Genomic DNA, 17,992 nt, shown 5'->3' with positions numbered 1-17,992 from the left:
AGAGCCGAACAACTATGCCTTTTACACTTGGTCAACGCTGGATCAGCGATACAGAAAGCGAACTTGGATTAGGAACCGTCGTTGCCGTTGATGCGCGCATGGTTACCCTCCTCTTCCCTGCCACCGGTGAAAACCGCCTGTACGCCCGCAATGACTCCCCTGTAACCCGCGTGATGTTTAATCCGGGTGACACCGTGACCAGCCACGACGGCTGGCAACTGAAGGTTGAAGACGTAAAAGAAGAGAATGGACTGCTCGCCTACATCGGGACGCGTCTTGATACCGACGAGACGAATGTCATCCTGCGTGAAGTGCTGCTCGACAGCAAACTGGTGTTCAGTAAGCCGCAGGACCGCCTGTTTGCCGGGCAAATTGACCGCATGGATCGTTTCTCCCTGCGCTACCGCGCGCGCAAGTTCCAGAGCGAGCAGTACCGTATGCCGTGGAGCGGCCTGCGCGGCCAGCGCACCAGCCTGATCCCCCACCAGCTGAATATCGCCCATGACGTGGGCCGTCGCCACGCGCCGCGCGTGCTACTGGCTGATGAAGTGGGCCTGGGTAAAACCATTGAAGCTGGCATGATCCTGCATCAACAGCTGCTTTCCGGCGCAGCCGAGCGCGTGCTGATCGTGGTGCCAGAAACCCTGCAGCACCAGTGGCTGGTCGAGATGCTGCGCCGCTTTAACCTGCGCTTCTCCCTGTTCGACGACGAGCGCTATGCCGAAGCGCAGCACGATGCCGACAATCCGTTTGAAACCGAACAGCTGGTGATCTGCTCCCTGGACTTCGTGCGCCGCAGCAAGCAGCGTCTTGAACACCTGTGTGACGCCGAGTGGGATCTGATGGTGGTCGATGAAGCGCACCATCTGGTCTGGAGCGAAGACGCGCCGAGCCGCGAATATATGGCGATTGAACAGCTTGCCGAGCGCGTGCCCGGCGTCCTGCTGCTGACCGCAACGCCGGAGCAGCTCGGTCTGGAAAGCCACTTCGCCCGCTTGCGCCTGCTCGATCCAAACCGTTTCCACGACTTCGCGCAGTTTGTGGAAGAGCAGAATAACTACCGTCCGGTTGCGGATGCCGTCGCGCTGCTGCTGGCGGGAAAACGTCTCTCAAACGACGAGCTCAACACCCTGAGCGATCTGATTGGCGAGCAGGATATTGAACCGCTGCTGCAGGCCGCGAACAGCGACAGCGAGAACGCGGAATCCGCGCGCAAAGAGCTGATCGACATGCTGATGGACCGCCACGGCACCAGCCGCGTGCTGTTCCGTAACACCCGTAACGGCGTGAAAGGGTTCCCGAAACGCGAGCTGCACACCATCAAGCTGCCGCTGCCAACCCAGTATCAAACGGCGATTAAAGTCTCCGGCATTATGGGCGCGCGCAAAACCCAGGAAGAGCGCGCCCGCGATATGCTCTACCCGGAACAGATTTACCAGGAATTTGAAGGCGATACCGGCACCTGGTGGAACTTCGATCCGCGCGTAGAGTGGCTGATGGGCTACCTGACCGCGCACCGCTCCCAGAAAGTGCTGGTGATCTGCGCCAAAGCGGCCACCGCGCTGCAGCTGGAGCAGGTCCTGCGCGAGCGCGAAGGCATTCGCGCCGCCGTGTTCCACGAAGGGATGTCCATCGTCGAGCGCGACCGCGCGGCGGCCTGGTTTGGCGAAGAGGACAGCGGCGCCCAGGTGATGCTGTGCTCTGAAATCGGCTCCGAAGGCCGTAACTTCCAGTTCGCCAGCAATCTGGTGATGTTCGATCTGCCGTTCAACCCGGATCTGCTGGAGCAGCGTATCGGCCGCCTGGATCGTATTGGTCAGGCGCATGATATTCAGATCCACGTCCCATATCTGGAAAAAACCGCCCAGTCCGTGCTGGTGCGCTGGTTCCACGAAGGTCTGGATGCGTTTGAACATACCTGTCCAACCGGCCGCACCATTTACGATCGGGTGCACGGCGATCTGATTGGCTTCCTGGCCGCGCCGGAAAACACCGACGGCTTTGACGATCTGATCAAGTCCTGCCGCGAGCAGCACGACGCGCTGAAAGCGCAGCTTGAGCAGGGCCGCGACCGCCTGCTGGAGATCCACTCCAACGGCGGTGAAAAAGCACAGGCGCTGGCTGAGAGCATTGAAGAACAGGATGACGACACTAGTCTGATTAGCTTCTCCATGAACCTCTTCGACATCGTCGGGATTAACCAGGACGATCGTGGCGAGAATCTGATTGTCCTTACCCCGTCAGACCACATGCTGGTCCCGGATTTCCCGGGCCTGCCGGAAGACGGCTGTACCATCACCTTCGAGCGTGATGTGGCGCTGTCCCGCGAAGATGCGCAGTTCATTACCTGGGAGCACCCGCTGATCCGCAACGGGCTGGATCTGATCCTCTCCGGCGATACCGGCAGCAGCACCATCTCCCTGTTGAAAAACAAGGCGCTGCCCGTAGGCACGCTGCTGCTGGAGCTGATCTACGTTGTGGAAGCGCAGGCGCCGAAACAGCTGCAGCTCAACCGCTTCCTGCCGCCAACGCCGGTGCGTCTGCTGCTGGATAAAAACGGTACGAATCTCGCAGGACAGGTTGAGTTCGAAAGCTTTAACCGTCAGCTGAGCGCGGTGAACCGCCATACCGGCAGCAAGCTGGTCAATGCGGTGCAGCAGGACGTGCACGCTATTCTTCAGCAGGGCGAAACCCAGATTGAAAAAGCGGCCCGAGAACTGATTGACGCTGCGCGCAATGAAGCCGACGAGAAACTGTCTGCCGAGCTGTCCCGTCTGGAAGCGTTAAAAGCGGTCAATCCGAACATCCGTGACGACGAGCTGGCGGCGATTGAAAGCAACCGTCAGCAGGTGCTGGAAAGCCTGAATCAGGCGGGCTGGCGCCTGGATGCCCTGCGTCTTATCGTTGTGACGCATCAGTAAACGGAGCGCAAGATGGTGATGGAGCCGTATAATCCGCCGCAGGATCCCTGGCTGGTCATTCTGTATCAGGATGAACACATCATGGTGGTCAACAAGCCGAGCGGCCTGTTGTCCGTGCCGGGGCGCCTGGACGAGCACAAGGACAGCGTGATGACGCGCATTCAGCGCGATTTTCCGCAGGCAGAGTCCGTCCATCGCCTGGATATGGCCACCAGCGGCGTGATTGTGGTGGCGCTGAATAAAGCGGCGGAGCGTGAGTTGAAGCGCCAGTTCCGCGAGCGCGAGCCGAAAAAGCAGTATGTCGCCCGCGTCTGGGGCCATCCGGCGCAGTCGGAAGGGCTGGTGGATTTGCCGCTGATATGCGACTGGCCGAACCGGCCAAAGCAGAAGGTGTGTTATGAAACCGGCAAGGCCGCGCAGACCGAATATGAAGTGCTGGAGTACGCGCCGGATAATACCGCGCGCGTCCTGCTTAAGCCGATTACCGGACGTTCGCACCAGCTGCGCGTGCATATGCTTGCGCTGGGTCATCCGATTCTGGGCGACCGGTTTTACGCCCCGCCGGAAGCGCTGGCGTTAGCGCCACGTCTGCAACTGCACGCGCAGACGCTCACCATCACCCACCCGGCCTTCGGTAACGCGATGACGTTTAAAGCCCCGGTGGACTTCTGAAAAAAAAGCCCGACGCTGTCGGGCTTTTGCTTATTTGAAACCTTTCTTCTCTTTAATCAGCTCGTACGCTTTCTGGATTTCCTGCGCTTTTTGCTTCGCCATCTCCATCATTTCCGGCGGTAAGCCTTTCGCGACCAGTTTGTCCGGGTGGTGTTCACTCATCAGCTTACGGTAGGCACGTTTAATTGTGGTTTGATCGTCCGTGGGCTTCACGCCAAGCACGTTGCAGGCATCTTCCAGCGTCGGGCCACGCTGCGCCTGCTGCCAGCCGCCACCGGACGACTGCTGGTGATAGCCGCCGCCAAACTGTGCCCCGCCCTGCATCATGCGCAGGAACTGGTCAAACTGCATACGGGAGATGCCCAGCTCTTCCGCAATGACGTACAGCACATCACGTTCATTAGGGTGAAGTGAACCGTCGGCAAATGCCGCCTGGATTTGGATTTCCAGAAACATCCGAATTAAATCAAAACGTCCGAAGCAGATGCTGCGGAACTGGCGCATCTTTTCACGCAGCGGATAGTTATCGGATTTACCGATGCGAAACGCATTTTGCGCAGCCACACGAGATTCACCGTGCAGATTCATGCGATCCATGAATACGCTGGCAATCTGAATATCGGCTTCTGTGACACGCCCTTTGGATTTGGTTAAGTGCCCCATAACCTCAAAGGTGGTGGAGAAAAAGAGTGACTGACGCTCGCGCTGATTGGCAAACCAGGCCATTTTGCGGCTGCGCGCCTTATCAAACATGTGGCCGATAATAAGCCCAAGCACAATCCCCCAGAACCCGGCACCCATGATGATGGCGAACGCAACGCCGATTATTTTACCCCAATACTGCATATACTCCCCGGATAGTCATATTCCTGGCCGACGCAACGTCATCATCACTGTGTTCAAGTCACGGTCAATTGAAGGACATCGCCTATAATTTGCTTTATCATACTCTTCATTCGATAGCGAGCCTAACACTCTGGCACGCAAACGGGCAGGATTAACGCTGGTACTGCGCAGATGAGTAAGATAGTCTCTGAGCGTTTGTAAGCCGTAGCCACTGATGACGGAACAATAAAATATAACGTATGAAAAAACGTATCCCCACCCTCCTGGCCACAATGATTGGCTCCGCCCTTTACAGTCAACAGGGGCTGGCGGCCGATCTCGCCTCGCAGTGTATGCTTGGCGTCCCAAGTTATAATCGCCCACTGGTGGAGGGCGATACAAATAGCTTGCCGGTAACCATTACTGCCGATAGCTCCAAAGGTACTTATCCTGACAATGCCACGTTTACGGGTAATGTGGATATTAACCAGGGCAATAGCCGCCTGCAGGCGGATGAAGTGCAGTTGCACCAGAAGCAGCCGGAAGGCGCGGCCGAGCCGGTACGAACGGTGGATGCGCTGGGTAATGTGCACTATGACGATAATCAGGTCATCCTGAAAGGTCCGAAAGCCTGGTCAAACCTGAATACCAAAGACACTAACGTCTGGGAAGGTGATTACCAGATGGTGGGTCGCCAGGGACGCGGTAAAGCGGACCTGATGAAGCAGCGCGGTGAAAACCGCTATACGATTCTGGAGAATGGCTCCTTTACATCCTGTCTGCCGGGTTCAAATACCTGGAGCGTGGTCGGGAGCGAAGTTATCCATGACCGTGAAGAACAGGTCGCGGAAATCTGGAACGCCCGCTTTAAGCTCGGCCCAGTTCCGGTTTTCTACAGCCCTTACCTGCAGCTTCCCGTGGGTGACAAGCGTCGCTCAGGTTTCCTGATCCCCAATGCCAAATACAGCACCTCGAATTACTTTGAGTTCTACCTGCCGTATTACTGGAACATCGCGCCCAACATGGACGCCACGATCACGCCGCACTATATCCACAAGCGCGGCAACATCATGTGGGAGAATGAGTTCCGCTATCTGACTCAGGCCGGGGCTGGCCTGATGGAGTTGGATTATCTGCCGTCAGATAAAGTGTTCCAGGATGAGCATCCAACGGAAGGTGATAAACACCGCTGGTTATTCTACTGGCAGCATGCCGGGGTGATGGATCAGGTGTGGCGCTTTAATATTGACTACACCAAAGTTAGCGACTCATCTTATTTTAACGATTTCTCGTCCAAATACGGTTCGAGCACGGATGGCTATGCCACGCAGAAGTTCAGCGTTGGCTACGCGGTGCAGAACTTTGATGCCACCGTCTCAACCAAGCAGTTCCAGGTATTCTCTGACCAGTCCACGCCTACCTATGGCGCAGAGCCGCAGCTGGACGTTAACTGGTATCAGAATAACGTAGGTCCATTCGACACCCGGGTTTACGCTCAGGCAGTACATTTCGTGAACACGGATTCGGATATGCCGGAAGCCACGCGTCTTCACCTTGAGCCGACGATCAATCTGCCGTGGTCTAACGACTGGGCAAGCCTGAATACCGAAGCCAAGCTGATGGCGACTCACTATCAACAAAAAAATGTTGATAATTACAATGCCACCCGAAATGCGCATCTGGAAGAGTCGGTAAACCGAACGCTCCCACAGTTCAAAATGGACGGCAAGTTGATCTTCGAACGTGATATGGGCCTGCTGGCGGATGGTTATACCCAGACGCTTGAACCGCGTATGCAGTATTTGTACGTGCCGTATCGCGATCAGAGCAATATCCAGAACTACGACTCTTCTTTACTGCAGTCTGACTACAGCGGCCTGTTCCGTGACCGTACTTATGGCGGTCTGGACCGTATCGCATCCGCTAACCAGTTAACGACAGGCGTCACTACGCGCGTTTATGATGATGCCGCCGTTGAACGTTTTAACGTTTCTGTTGGTCAAATCTACTATTTCACCGAGTCACGTACCGGTGATGACAACATTAACTGGGAGAAAGACAACAAAACGGGATCGCTGGTTTGGGCGGGTGATACTTACTGGCGCATGACTGACCGCTGGGGTCTGCGTGGCGGCGTGCAGTATGACACTCGCCTCGATAATATCGCCACAAGTAGCGCGGCTATTGAGTACCGCCGCGATGAAGACCGGATGATGCAGTTGACGTATCGTTACGCCAGCCCGGAATATATTCAGGCAACATTGCCTTCCTATGCTGGCAATGAACAGTATAAAGACGGCATCTCGCAGGTGGGTGGCGCAGCAAGCTGGCCTATCGCCGACCGCTGGTCAATCGTAGGCGCTTACTACTTTGACACTAACGCGAATAAGCCAGCGGACCAGATGGTGGGTCTGCAATATAACTCCTGCTGTTACGCGCTGCGCGTCGGTTACGAGCGTAAGCTTAACGGCTGGGACAGTGAAAACAATCAGGGCAAATACGATAACGTGATTGGCTTTAATGTCGAACTGCGCGGCCTGAGTTCCAACTACGGCCTTGGCACGCATCAGATGCTACGTTCGAACATTCTGCCGTACAGTAGCTCTTTGTAATGTGCTTGATTTACAACGTAATCCGCTTTGCGGTTAATTGAAATGGAAAAAGTATGAAGAACTGGAAAACGCTGCTGCTCGGTGTCGCTATGGTTGCGAATACCAGCTTCGCGGCCCCCCAGGTTGTTGATAAGGTCGCGGTTGTCGTTAACAACGGCGTCGTGCTCGAAAGTGACGTTGACGGTCTGATGAAATCCGTGAAGCTCAATTCGGGCGAAGCAGGCCAGCAGCTTCCGGATGATGCTACGCTGCGCCATCAGATCCTGGAGCGTCTGATCATGGATCAGATTATCCTGCAGATGGGTCAGAAAATGGGCGTGAAGGTGACTGACGAGCAGCTCGATCAGGCCATCGCTAACATTGCAAAGCAGAACAACATGACGCCAGACCAGATGCGCAGTCGTCTGGCTTATGACGGTATCAGCTACGCCACCTACCGCAACCAGATCCGTAAAGAGATGCTGATTTCGGAAGTGCGTAACAACGAAGTGCGCCGCCGCGTCACGATCCTGCCGCAGGAAGTGGACGCGCTGGCAAAGCAGGTGGGCAACCAGAACGATGCGAGCACAGAGCTGAACCTGAGCCACATTCTGATCCCACTGCCAGAGAACCCAACGTCCGATCAGGCTGCGGAAGCAGAAAGTCAGGCACGTTCTATTGTCGACCAGGCGCGTAACGGCAGCGACTTTGGCAAGCTGGCTATCACCTACTCCGCTGACCAGCAGGCGCTGAAAGGCGGCCAGATGGGCTGGGGACGTATTCAGGAGCTGCCTTCCATCTTTGCTCAGGCGCTGAGCACGGCGAAGAAAGGCGATATTGTGGGTCCAATCCGTTCAGGCGTGGGCTTCCACATTCTGAAAGTGAACGATCTGCGCGGTCAGAGCCAGAACATCTCCGTGACTGAAGTTCACGCTCGCCACATTCTGCTGAAGCCGTCACCGATTATGACTGACGATCAGGCGCGTGCGAAGCTGGAGCAGATTGCCGCGGACATTAAGAGCGGTAAAACCTCGTTTGCCAATGCAGCGAAGGAGTTCTCTCAGGATCCTGGCTCTGCGAACCAGGGCGGCGATCTGGGCTGGGCGGCAGCGGACATTTACGATCCTGCCTTCCGCGATGCACTGATGAAGCTGAATAAGGGTCAGCTCAGCGCCCCGGTTCACTCTTCATTTGGCTGGCATCTGATCGAACTGATGGACACACGCAACGTGGACAAAACGGATGCGGCGCAGAAAGACAGAGCCTACCGTATGCTGTTTAACCGTAAATTCTCTGAAGAAGCGGCAACCTGGATGCAGGAACAACGCGCCAGTGCTTATGTGAAAGTGCTGAGCAACTAATGAAACAGCATCGTGTTGTTATCACGCCCGGCGAACCCGCCGGGATTGGGCCTGACCTCGTTGTCCAGCTCGCCCAGCGCAGCTGGCCGGTAGAACTGGTTGTCTGCGCTGATGCAACACTGTTACAAGACCGGGCGAAGCTGCTCGGTCTGCCTCTAACGCTCATCCCTTACGATGAAGGCCAACAGCCCGCACCACAGCAGGCCGGTACGCTCACGCTGCTCTCTGTCCCCCTTCGTACACCCGTTGTTCCAGGCCAGCTCAGCACGGAAAACGGCCATTACGTCGTTGACACCCTTGCTCGCGCCTGCGACGGTTGCCTGAAGGGCGAATTTGCCGCTCTGATCACCGGCCCCGTCCACAAAGGCGTCATCAACGAAGCGGGCATACCGTTTACCGGGCATACGGAGTTCTTCGAAGAGCGCTCGCACAGCCCGAAAGTGGTGATGATGCTGGCGACCGAAGCGATGCGCGTTGCGCTGGTGACAACCCATCTGCCGATCAAAGCCATTCCTGATGCGATCACCCCTGAACTCCTGCGCGAGATCATCGGGATTTTGCACCATGATCTGCAGACAAAATTTGGGATCCCGCAGCCCCACGTGCTGGTCTGCGGTCTGAACCCGCACGCCGGAGAAGGCGGGCACATGGGCACCGAAGAGATCGACACCATTATTCCGGTGCTCAACGAAATGCGGGCGAAGGGGATGAATCTCAGTGGACCGCTGCCTGCGGACACCCTTTTCCAGCCGAAATACCTGGATAATGCCGACGCCGTGCTCGCGATGTACCACGATCAGGGCCTGCCCGTGCTAAAATACCAGGGCTTTGGCCGCGGGGTGAATATCACCCTCGGTTTACCCTTTATTCGAACATCCGTTGACCACGGCACTGCGCTGGATCTGGCAGGCCAGGGGAAAGCGGATGTCGGCAGTTTTATTACGGCGCTTAATCTCGCCATCAAAATGATTGTTAATACTCAATGACTAATCGAGTCCATCAGGGCCACTTAGCCCGTAAACGCTTCGGGCAAAACTTTCTCAACGATCAGTTCGTGATCGACAGCATCGTGTCTGCTATTAATCCGCAGAAAGGTCAGGCTATGGTCGAAATCGGCCCGGGTCTTGCCGCGCTGACCGAGCCGGTAGGCGAACGCCTCGACGAGCTGACCGTTATCGAACTGGACCGCGACCTGGCCGCACGCCTGCAAACGCACCCGTTCCTCGGACCAAAGCTGACCATCTACCAGCAGGATGCCATGACCATGAACTTTGGCGAACTGTCGGAAAAAATGGGCCAGCCGCTGCGCGTGTTCGGCAACCTGCCGTATAACATCTCCACGCCGCTAATGTTCCACCTCTTTAGCTATACTGATGCCATTGCCGACATGCACTTCATGTTGCAAAAAGAGGTTGTTAACCGTCTGGTTGCAGGGCCGAACAGTAAAGCGTATGGTCGTTTAAGCGTGATGGCACAATATTACTGCAACGTGATCCCGGTACTCGAAGTACCGCCGTCCGCGTTCACGCCACCGCCGAAAGTAGATTCTGCGGTTGTGCGCCTGGTGCCGCACAAAATAAAACCTTATCCGGTTAAAGATCTGCGCGTACTCAGCCGCATCACAACAGAAGCGTTCAACCAGCGCCGTAAAACGATCCGTAACAGCCTGAGCAATTCGTTTACCGTTGAGGTGTTAGCAGAGCTGGGGATCGACCCGGCAATGCGTGCGGAAAACATTTCCGTAGAGCAGTACTGCAAGCTGGCTAATTACATCAGCGAAAATGCGCCGCCGAAGGAGAGTTAAGCCATGATTGATTCGCCCCGCGTATGTGTCCATGTACAAAGCGTCTATGTTGAATCGCAATCCTCGCCGGATGAAGAGCGTTTTGTCTTTGCCTACACCGTGACCATTCGCAATCTGGGGCGGATGCCCGTGCAGCTGCGCGGGCGCTACTGGCTTATCACTAACGGCAATGGCCGCGAAATTGAAGTTCAGGGTGAAGGCGTGGTCGGTGAGCAGCCCCACATCGCCCCTGGCGAAGAGTACCAGTACACCAGCGGCGCGGTGATTGAAACGCCGCTGGGTACCATGCAAGGCCATTACGAAATGGTCGACGTCGATGGCAACGTGTTCCGCGTTGCTATTCCTGTGTTCCGTCTCGCCGTAACCACACTCATTCATTAATCTAATGTCTACATATCTGATTGGCGACGTTCACGGTTGCTACGATGAACTGATCGCATTGTTAAAACAGGTCGACTTTACGCCAGGACAGGACACGCTCTGGCTGACGGGCGATTTAGTCGCGCGCGGCCCGGGATCGCTTGAGGTTTTACGTTTCGTCAAATCGCTGGGCGACAGCGTTCGCATGGTGCTGGGCAATCACGATCTTCACCTGCTGGCCGTATTTGCCGGGATCAGCCGCAACAAACCTAAAGATCGCCTCTCTCCCCTGCTGGATGCGCCAGACGCGGACGAACTGATTAACTGGCTGCGCCGTCAGCCCTTACTTCAGGTCGACGAGGAGAAAAAGCTGGTCATGGCCCATGCCGGGATCACGCCACAATGGGATCTTGAGACAGCGAAAACCTGCGCACGTGACGTAGAGGCGGTGCTGGCGAGCGACTCGTACCCTTTCTTCCTTGATGCCATGTACGGCGATATGCCGAACCACTGGAGCGAGGATCTCAGCGGTCTGGCCCGCCTGCGCTTTATCACCAATGCGTTCACCCGCATGCGTTTCTGCTTCCCGAACGGGCAGCTGGACATGTATTCCAAAGAGACACCGGAAAGCGCGCCTGCCCCGCTCAAACCGTGGTTTGCTATTCCTGGACCGGTGACAAGCGAGTATAGCGTGGTATTTGGTCACTGGGCTGCGCTGGAAGGAAAAGGCACGCCGGACGGGATCTACGGTCTGGATACCGGATGCTGCTGGGGCGGAGAGTTAACCTGCTTACGCTGGGAAGATAAAGCTTACTTTGTGCAGCCGTCCAACCGACAGCTGGACTTAGGGGAAAGTGAGGCCGTTGCCTCCTGACTATTGCCTCCCTCCCCAAAAGACCGCACCGAACAGTCCCCTCTCCCCTTTGGGAAGAGGGGAGAGGGGTAGGAAAATCACTTAACGACGCTCCAGAATCTCGAAGCAGTAGCTGTGGGAGTTCTGCGCATCGGCGTCGTGGAATTCGCTGAACACAGATTCCCATTCGTCCGGATCGTAATCCGGGAAATGGGTATCCCCTTCCACTTCTGCATCAATGTGGGTCAGATACAGCTTCTGCGCTTTTGGCAGGAACTGTTCATACACACGACCGCCACCGATCACCATGATCTCTTCGGCATTGCCGCATGCAGCAATCGCCTCGTCTACTGATTTTACCCATTCGACGCGATCGTCAGTGCCCGGCTGGCTGCTGATAACGATATTCTTACGGCCCGGCAATGGACGACCAATCGACTCCCAGGTCAGGCGGCCCATCACTACCGGCTTGTTTAACGTAGTACGTTTAAACCATGCGAGATCGGCAGGCAGGTTCCACGGCATGGCATTTTCCATACCGATAACGCGGTCCACCGCCAGCGCTGCAATCAGACTGATCATTGAAAATTTCCCGGATGCAAAAAATTGCCGCCACTATACGGAAAGCTTAATCTTTCGTCGACTGGCGGCAGAGTAAAGATACAGAAATTTTTTATTATTGCTGGCAACTCCACTTCACGCGGAAGGTTTACTCTCGGGCTCGTCAGCCGGATCGCCGGTATGCTTGCCCTCTTCCGTGCCCTGCCAGCCGTGACGCTGGATCAGCGACAGGTGATTGCGGTCCTCGTTAATGATTTCCGTCAGCATCGCGCTGGTGCGTTTAAACACCGCTGCACGCTCCGTAGCCGTGCTGCCTGCCATCGCCGCCATCTCTTCCACCATCCCGGTGTTAAAGCGGCGGAACAGATCCGCACGTTCGCGCGCCTCATACGCGCCGAGCCCCAGATTTTCCAGCGCCATCCGGCCGGACTTCAGCGCGCCTTCGAATGTCTCACGTTCCGGCGCCTCAACCCCTGCCTGCCGCAGCCGGATGTAATGATCCACATCGCGCGCGCGGGAAATTATCGTCAGCGCAGGGAAATGCTCTTTTACCAGCTCCACCATCTGCATGCTGGTCTCCGGATCGTCAATGGCGTTAATCAACACCTCTGCTTTTGCCGCCCCGGCGGATTCCAGCAAGTCGACGCGGGTCGCATCGCCGTAAAACACCTTCATATCAAATTTACGCAGGGTATCAACATGGTCGGGGTCGTGATCGAGGATGACCATCTTCACCCCGCTCGACAGCAGTAAACGCCCCACGATCTGCCCGTAGCGGCCAAATCCGGCGATGATAACGCGCGGCTGCTCCTCGTCGATCTCGTCGGCTTCGCGCTCCTGCTCGCTACCCGATTTTTCAAGGCGCGTCAGAACCACCAGCAGAACAGGCGTCGCCGCCATCGACAGCGCGACCGCCAGCGTCAACGCTTTCGCCCACTCGGGATCGAGCACGTTTGCCATCTGCGCGGCGCCAAACACCACGAACGCAAATTCGCTTCCCTGACCCAGCAGCACGGCAAACCAGCGGCGCTGCTTGTTCGGCACCTTCAATGGGCGCGCAATCAGCCACAGCATCACCATTTTAATGACGAGGAAACCGACGAGCAGGATGACAATCCGCAGCGGGTGCGTGACCAGCGTGCCGAAGTCGACGGACATCCCCACCCCGATGAAAAACAGCCCCAGCAGCAACCCTTTGAACGGCTCGATATCGCTTTCCAGCGCGTGACGGTATTCAGAGCTCGCCAGCAGAACGCCTGCGAGGAAGGCCCCCATCGCCATCGACAATCCGGCTTCCTCAAGCAGCAAACCAAAGCCAAACACCAGGAACAGCGCCACGGCGCTGAACACTTCGCGCAGGCCCGAGCGGGCAACAAACCGCAGTAACGGACGGGTCACGTAACGCCCCAGCAGGACCACCAGCGCCAGCGCCCCCACGACTTTTAATGCCGAAAGTGCGAACGCACCCAGCGTCGTGGACGAGCCGCTTGCCGCCAGCAGCGGAATCATCGCCACCAGCGGAATAGCGGCAATATCCTGAAACAGCAGCACCGAGAACGCGCTGCGTCCCATCTGGGATACCGTCAGATTTCGCTCGTTCATCGCCTGCATGGCAATGGCCGTTGAGGAGAGCGCCAGCGTCATGCCGATAAGCTCTGCCACTTTCCAGTCCATACCCAACAGGATACAGAACCCGCCGAGCAGCAGGCCGCAGGCCACCATCTGCAGCGCGCCTCCGCCAAATACCGAGGCGCGAAGCTTCCATAATCTCTGCGGATCCAGCTCCAGGCCAATCACAAACAGCATCAGCACAACGCCAATTTCAGCGAAATGGAGGATCGCCTCCGCATCCGTGACCAGTCGAAATCCCCACGGCCCAATGACGCAGCCCGCAATCAGGTAGCCGAGAACAGAGCCCAGCCCCAGACGTACCGCCACGGGCACAATCAGTGCCGCCGCGCCGAGATAAATCAGCGCCTGTATCAGCGTATGGCTATCCATGGTGCGTCTCCTGCCACTCAAGTAAGCGTTGTTTATAATGGCGAGCCTGCGCCTGCAGCGTTTCATCGTCGCAAACAAAGGTGCAGTGCATCGCAAACGGCGGGAGCCAGTTCAGTCCACAGTAAAGCGCAGTAGCCTGCAGCGGCTGCGCCAGCACGTCAAACCCCGGAAAGGAACCAATATCAAAGTGGCTTTCCCCACCGCCGGTAGTGACCGCCCACATCAGGCTTTTGCCTTTCAGCGCATGGCCATTGTGACCATACGCCCAGCCGTGGGAGAAGACTTTATCAATCCACAGTTTCAGGAGCGGGGGCGTGCTGTACCACTGCATGGGATGCTGCCAGATAATCAGATCGGCACGGGAAAGTGCCTCCTGTTCGGCAGCGATATCGATATTAAAATCGGGATAGAGTTCATAGAGGGAACGTATCTCTACGTTATCAAGCGTCCTTACCTGCTCAAGCATCCGCTTATTCGCATGCGAATGGTGCGGATAGGGATGCGCATAAATTATCAGAATCATGAATATGCCTGTCTTCTTCTTTTCTGTAGCAGTGAGTGTAGACAGTTACCTTCCCGACTGAAAGGGGCAAACTAACACCCCAAAGTAAAACGCAAGTATTGGCAACCGACGCCGCCTTGCGAGCATTGCTGGCACTAAGATGCAGCTACGACAAATTCACCCAACAAAATAATAATACATAACCATAGTGTTTACAGATATTTTTAGAGAATCTTAAATTACCATTTAATAAATCAACCTGTACATAACTCATTGAAAAAATAATAATTTTACGCTCTTTTCTGTGAGCTCATTATTTCCAAATCAATATACGTTCTTACATACGTTACCTGATATTACTTCTCAATCAAATGGATGTGTACATGAGCAACAAATTTTTTAAATTGAACAATACAACCAAAACTCTGGGCAAGCTATTTCCTGCCTTATTAATGTGTACTCCTGTCGTTGCGTTTTCTGCAACGATTGACCAATCAACTTCTGTACCTCAAGATTTTTCAGCCGATTCAGAATATGTTATTAGTAAAGACGTCACGATTTCCTCCGCTGGTAATGAATCGGGCGTGTCAGTAACCGGATTTAATGTCACCACTGTCACAAACAACGGCAATATTTCCGGTACAGGCAATGGTCTGGACATTAATACTGGTGCACAACGTGTCGTTATTAACAATGAGAGCGGCGCAACCATTTCCTCTACCAACGGGAATGCAGTAAACATTCAGTCAATACTCGGTGATTTTAATAATGATGGCGGTATTACCGGCGCGGAAAACGGCATATTTGTCAGCGAGAACTCCTCAGCAGTTAACATAACCAATACCAGCACGGCAACGATCAAAGGTAAAACAGGCCTGACGTCTCAGATTGGCATTGGTATTAATAACAGCGGCACAATAATCGGTACAAGCGGCGATGCTATTACGTTAAGTGATGGCAATACCAAGGTTATAAACAGCGCTACCGTGAAGGGCACCCAAAATGGTATTAACGTTAAAGATACTGCAAAAGTAGATATTACGAATAGCGGAACGATCGGCGGTGATACCAACGCAATTACGTTTGCCAGCGATAAAAATAACACACTGGTTCTCGACACGGGTTCCTCCCTGGAGGGTGACGTTATTTCCACTGGTTCAAAAGGAAATACCCTCACACTGGTCGGCACCGGCACGGAAGACAGCAACTTCGTTGGCCTGAATGAGGGCGACGGCTTTGCCAGCGTGAAAATGGAAGGAGAAAGCTGGACGCTGGCGGGCAATCTCGACATTATCGGCTCTGGTGATTCTCTGCAGGTAGAAACCGGCACGTTAACCCTGTCGGGCGCGGTATCCAATACGGGTAATACCCTCGTTGCAAAAGGCGCATCGCTGCAGCTGGGTGATAGCCAAAAAACAGCGACGCTCAGCGGTGGACTGACCAACAACGGTACCGTCATCTTTAATCAGGGCAGCGATTCCACCTTCGCCACCAGCATGACAGGTAGCGGTAACGTAGAAAAAACGGACTCCAATACTCTGACGCTGACCGGCAAAAATAGCTATACAGGAAATACGGTCCTGCACAGCGGAACCACGCTGGTCTCTACCGGAGCAACGCTCGGTGTCAAAGGCAGTAACGCCACCGTCACCGTTGAAAATGGTGCGACTTTTGCTACCGCAGGCGAAGTTAACAACAATATCGCGATTCTTACCGGCGGTACGCTGGCAGCATGGAATGCCGTTCAGGGTAACTCAACGTTAAGCGTTTCCGGGATCGATACCGTAAACGGCAACGTCACAAATAGCGGCACGCTGTTGCTCAGTGCGGCTGATAATAGCGTTGGCAATAATTTTACGATTAACGGTGACTACACCGGCTCGTCTGGTAGCCAGATCGTATTGAACAGCAGCGTTGGTGAAGATAACTCTCCAACCGACCATCTCACTATTACAGGCAGCAGCTTTGGTCAGTCTGGTGTTAGCGTCACGAATATAGGCGGTTTGGGTGCGCAGACGGTAAATGGTATGGAAATTGTGAGCGTCGGCGGCAGTTCTGAAGCCGAGCTGACGCTGGCAGCACCGGTTGTTGCCGGGGCTTATGAATACAATCTCTATCAGCACGGCGACGGCAACTGGTATCTGGAATCAAAAGCGACCCCTTCTGATGAACCGGCAGATGATACCGATGAAGGTGGAAACGCGGATGGCGACAACACCGATAATACCGACAACGGTGGCAACCCAGACAACGGCGGCAACACCGATAGCGACGGTAGCAATGCTCCGGAAGTCATGGCCCCTGAAGTGGGAGCTTATTTAGGCAACTACCTTGCCGCACAAAGCATGTTCCTGCATAAGCGTGATGACCGTGACCAGATCACCTTCCGCAATGAAGACGATCTAAACACCTGGATGTACGTTAAAGGCCGTTATCATGAGAACGACGCAGGTGGCGATAAGGTCAGCTACGACACCACCACCACCGTTCTGCAAGTCGGCAGCGATTTTATGAGCAAGCCGATGGACAACGGTATCCTGCGAGCCGGCGGCATGTTCGGTGCTGGCCAGGCGAAAACCCACTCTGATGCGAAGCACAACGTGCGTGATGCGCAGGGCAAGGTAGATGGTTTCAACGTTGGGATGTACGCCACCTGGCAGGAAGATCAGAAATTACGTCTTGGCAGCTACATTGATACCTGGGCCGCATATAGCTGGTATAACAACAAAGTGACCAGCAATCGCAACGATGAAGACTACGAAAGCGAAGGCTTTGCCGCGTCTGTTGAAGTCGGTCACGCGTGGGTTATCCAGTCTGAAAACGAACGTACCTGGAAGATCGAGCCGCAGGCGCAGGTGATCTACAGCTATCTCGATCAGGAAAATCATACCGATCGCGACGGCGTTCGCGTCACCACGCTGGACAATGACAGCGTCTTCGGTCGTCTGGGCGTGAAATCCAGTTACTTCCAGCAGAAAGACGTCACCGCATGGCAGCCGTACGTTGCGGTTAACTGGCTGAAAGGTGCTGGTCAAAACGATCTGGCATTCAACGACGAAACCGTCAGTAACGATACGCCAGAAGATCGTGGTCAGTTAGAGCTGGGCGTCACCGGCAACCTGAACGAAACCACGACGATCTCCCTGCGTGCCAGCGGCGAATGGGGCGAAAACAGCTATGCCGCTTACGGCGGTCATATTCTGTTAAATCACCGCTGGTAATCTGTCAGCGCGAAGCAAAAAGCAGTGGCTGATGCCACTGCTTTTTTTTAATTATCCAGTTCGCCCATCGATTTAACCTGGTCACGGTTAATCTGCTCAGTTTGGCCGGTTTCAGCGTTTTTGTAAGACACCAGACCGGTATCGTCATCCACCTGCGGTTTGCCGTCGGTGACAATGGTTCTGCCATCGGTGGTTTTTACGGCCTGATTAGACGAACAGCCCGCCACGGTAAACATTGTCGTGGCAGCCAGAACGGAAGCGATCAGTAATTTATTTTGCATGGTGTTTTCCCCTGCTCTCAGATGAATTTCGTTATCGAC

General features: G+C 55.1%; 14 protein-coding genes. 9 read left to right on the top strand and 5 right to left on the bottom strand.

Annotated features, from left to right (window positions below; translation table 11 throughout):
• Positions 1–14 precede the first annotated feature (14 nt).
• Positions 15–2,921: an RNA polymerase-associated protein RapA gene (rapA, locus tag ACR42C_RS03510; RefSeq protein ID WP_166710094.1), complete on the top strand. Its 2,907-nt coding sequence runs from the start codon at positions 15–17 to the stop codon at positions 2,919–2,921.
• A 12-nt stretch (positions 2,922–2,933) separates the two neighbouring features.
• Positions 2,934–3,593 (top strand): bifunctional tRNA pseudouridine(32) synthase/23S rRNA pseudouridine(746) synthase RluA, encoded by a 660-nt coding sequence (rluA, locus tag ACR42C_RS03505; protein ID WP_192981975.1) that lies wholly within the window; start codon positions 2,934–2,936, stop codon positions 3,591–3,593.
• 30 nt (positions 3,594–3,623) lie between these two features.
• Here the strand turns inward: rluA and djlA are convergent, their stop codons facing one another.
• On the bottom strand, positions 3,624–4,439 hold the full coding sequence (djlA, locus tag ACR42C_RS03500; protein ID WP_163330299.1) for a co-chaperone DjlA: 816 nt from the start codon (positions 4,437–4,439) through the stop codon (positions 3,624–3,626).
• 239 nt (positions 4,440–4,678) lie between these two features.
• Here djlA and lptD point away from each other — a divergent pair, with 239 nt between their 5' ends.
• The 6 genes from lptD to apaH are packed head-to-tail and all read left to right on the top strand — an operon-like array spanning position 4,679 to position 11,408.
• Positions 4,679–7,030, top strand: coding sequence for an LPS assembly protein LptD (gene lptD / locus ACR42C_RS03495; protein ID WP_316379707.1), 2,352 nt, complete (start codon positions 4,679–4,681; stop codon positions 7,028–7,030).
• Between the two features lie 53 nt (positions 7,031–7,083).
• Positions 7,084–8,370, top strand: coding sequence for a peptidylprolyl isomerase SurA (gene surA, locus ACR42C_RS03490; RefSeq protein ID WP_479984761.1), 1,287 nt, complete (start codon positions 7,084–7,086; stop codon positions 8,368–8,370).
• Positions 8,370–9,356 carry a 4-hydroxythreonine-4-phosphate dehydrogenase PdxA gene (gene pdxA / locus ACR42C_RS03485; protein ID WP_163330298.1) on the top strand — a complete coding sequence of 329 codons (987 nt, stop codon included), beginning with the start codon at positions 8,370–8,372 and terminating at the stop codon, positions 9,354–9,356. Before surA ends, pdxA begins: the two co-directional genes overlap by 1 nt.
• On the top strand, positions 9,353–10,174 hold the full coding sequence (gene rsmA / locus ACR42C_RS03480; RefSeq protein ID WP_316379708.1) for a 16S rRNA (adenine(1518)-N(6)/adenine(1519)-N(6))-dimethyltransferase RsmA: 822 nt from the start codon (positions 9,353–9,355) through the stop codon (positions 10,172–10,174). Before pdxA ends, rsmA begins: the two co-directional genes overlap by 4 nt.
• A 3-nt stretch (positions 10,175–10,177) precedes the next feature.
• Complete coding sequence (gene apaG / locus ACR42C_RS03475; protein WP_014882505.1) at positions 10,178–10,555, top strand: Co2+/Mg2+ efflux protein ApaG; 378 nt, start codon at positions 10,178–10,180, stop codon at positions 10,553–10,555.
• Between the two features lie 4 nt (positions 10,556–10,559).
• A complete protein-coding gene (apaH, locus tag ACR42C_RS03470; protein WP_116342444.1) occupies positions 10,560–11,408 on the top strand; it encodes a bis(5'-nucleosyl)-tetraphosphatase (symmetrical) ApaH in 849 nt (282 codons plus the stop codon).
• A gap of 81 nt (positions 11,409–11,489) precedes the next feature.
• Here apaH and folA read toward each other — a convergent pair whose 3' ends face one another.
• The 3 genes from folA to kefF all read right to left on the bottom strand — a co-directional run bounded on the left by folA (position 11,490) and on the right by kefF (position 14,472).
• A complete protein-coding gene (folA, locus tag ACR42C_RS03465; RefSeq protein ID WP_008502023.1) occupies positions 11,490–11,969 on the bottom strand; it encodes a type 3 dihydrofolate reductase in 480 nt (159 codons plus the stop codon).
• Between the two features lie 114 nt (positions 11,970–12,083).
• Entirely contained in the window at positions 12,084–13,949 is a 1,866-nt protein-coding gene (gene kefC, locus ACR42C_RS03460) for a glutathione-regulated potassium-efflux system protein KefC (RefSeq protein WP_192981971.1), read from the bottom strand.
• On the bottom strand, positions 13,942–14,472 hold the full coding sequence (kefF, locus tag ACR42C_RS03455; protein WP_116342440.1) for a glutathione-regulated potassium-efflux system oxidoreductase KefF: 531 nt from the start codon (positions 14,470–14,472) through the stop codon (positions 13,942–13,944). Before kefF ends, kefC begins: the two co-directional genes overlap by 8 nt.
• Positions 14,473–14,834: 362 nt before the next feature.
• Between kefF and ACR42C_RS03450 the strand changes: the two genes are divergently transcribed.
• Entirely contained in the window at positions 14,835–17,672 is a 2,838-nt protein-coding gene (locus ACR42C_RS03450; protein ID WP_479984760.1) for an autotransporter family protein, read from the top strand.
• Positions 17,673–17,719: 47 nt separating this feature from the next.
• Here the strand turns inward: ACR42C_RS03450 and ACR42C_RS03445 are convergent, their stop codons facing one another.
• A complete protein-coding gene (locus tag ACR42C_RS03445) occupies positions 17,720–17,953 on the bottom strand; it encodes a YgdI/YgdR family lipoprotein (RefSeq protein ID WP_116342438.1) in 234 nt (77 codons plus the stop codon).
• Positions 17,954–17,992: the final 39 nt, after the last annotated feature.

This window comes from Enterobacter sp. MG-EB028 (genome assembly GCF_056673305.1).
Note: the sequence above shows the minus strand (reverse complement) of the source record. Positions and strands in the feature narration are given on the sequence as shown.

What these genes read in the sequence shown, in the direction of transcription:
- rapA (WP_166710094.1), top strand. Translation starts at nt 15, where the DNA reads ATGCCTTTTACACTTGGTCAACGCTGGATCAGCGATACAGAAAGCGAA.
- rluA (WP_192981975.1), top strand. Translation starts at nt 2,934, where the DNA reads ATGGTGATGGAGCCGTATAATCCGCCGCAGGATCCCTGGCTGGTCATT.
- djlA (WP_163330299.1), bottom strand. Translation starts at nt 4,439, where the DNA reads ATGCAGTATTGGGGTAAAATAATCGGCGTTGCGTTCGCCATCATCATG.
- lptD (WP_316379707.1), top strand. Translation starts at nt 4,679, where the DNA reads ATGAAAAAACGTATCCCCACCCTCCTGGCCACAATGATTGGCTCCGCC.
- surA (WP_479984761.1), top strand. Translation starts at nt 7,084, where the DNA reads ATGAAGAACTGGAAAACGCTGCTGCTCGGTGTCGCTATGGTTGCGAAT.
- pdxA (WP_163330298.1), top strand. Translation starts at nt 8,370, where the DNA reads ATGAAACAGCATCGTGTTGTTATCACGCCCGGCGAACCCGCCGGGATT.
- rsmA (WP_316379708.1), top strand. Translation starts at nt 9,353, where the DNA reads ATGACTAATCGAGTCCATCAGGGCCACTTAGCCCGTAAACGCTTCGGG.
- apaG (WP_014882505.1), top strand. Translation starts at nt 10,178, where the DNA reads ATGATTGATTCGCCCCGCGTATGTGTCCATGTACAAAGCGTCTATGTT.
- apaH (WP_116342444.1), top strand. Translation starts at nt 10,560, where the DNA reads ATGTCTACATATCTGATTGGCGACGTTCACGGTTGCTACGATGAACTG.
- folA (WP_008502023.1), bottom strand. Translation starts at nt 11,969, where the DNA reads ATGATCAGTCTGATTGCAGCGCTGGCGGTGGACCGCGTTATCGGTATG.
- kefC (WP_192981971.1), bottom strand. Translation starts at nt 13,949, where the DNA reads ATGGATAGCCATACGCTGATACAGGCGCTGATTTATCTCGGCGCGGCG.
- kefF (WP_116342440.1), bottom strand. Translation starts at nt 14,472, where the DNA reads ATGATTCTGATAATTTATGCGCATCCCTATCCGCACCATTCGCATGCG.
- ACR42C_RS03450 (WP_479984760.1), top strand. Translation starts at nt 14,835, where the DNA reads ATGAGCAACAAATTTTTTAAATTGAACAATACAACCAAAACTCTGGGC.
- ACR42C_RS03445 (WP_116342438.1), bottom strand. Translation starts at nt 17,953, where the DNA reads ATGCAAAATAAATTACTGATCGCTTCCGTTCTGGCTGCCACGACAATG.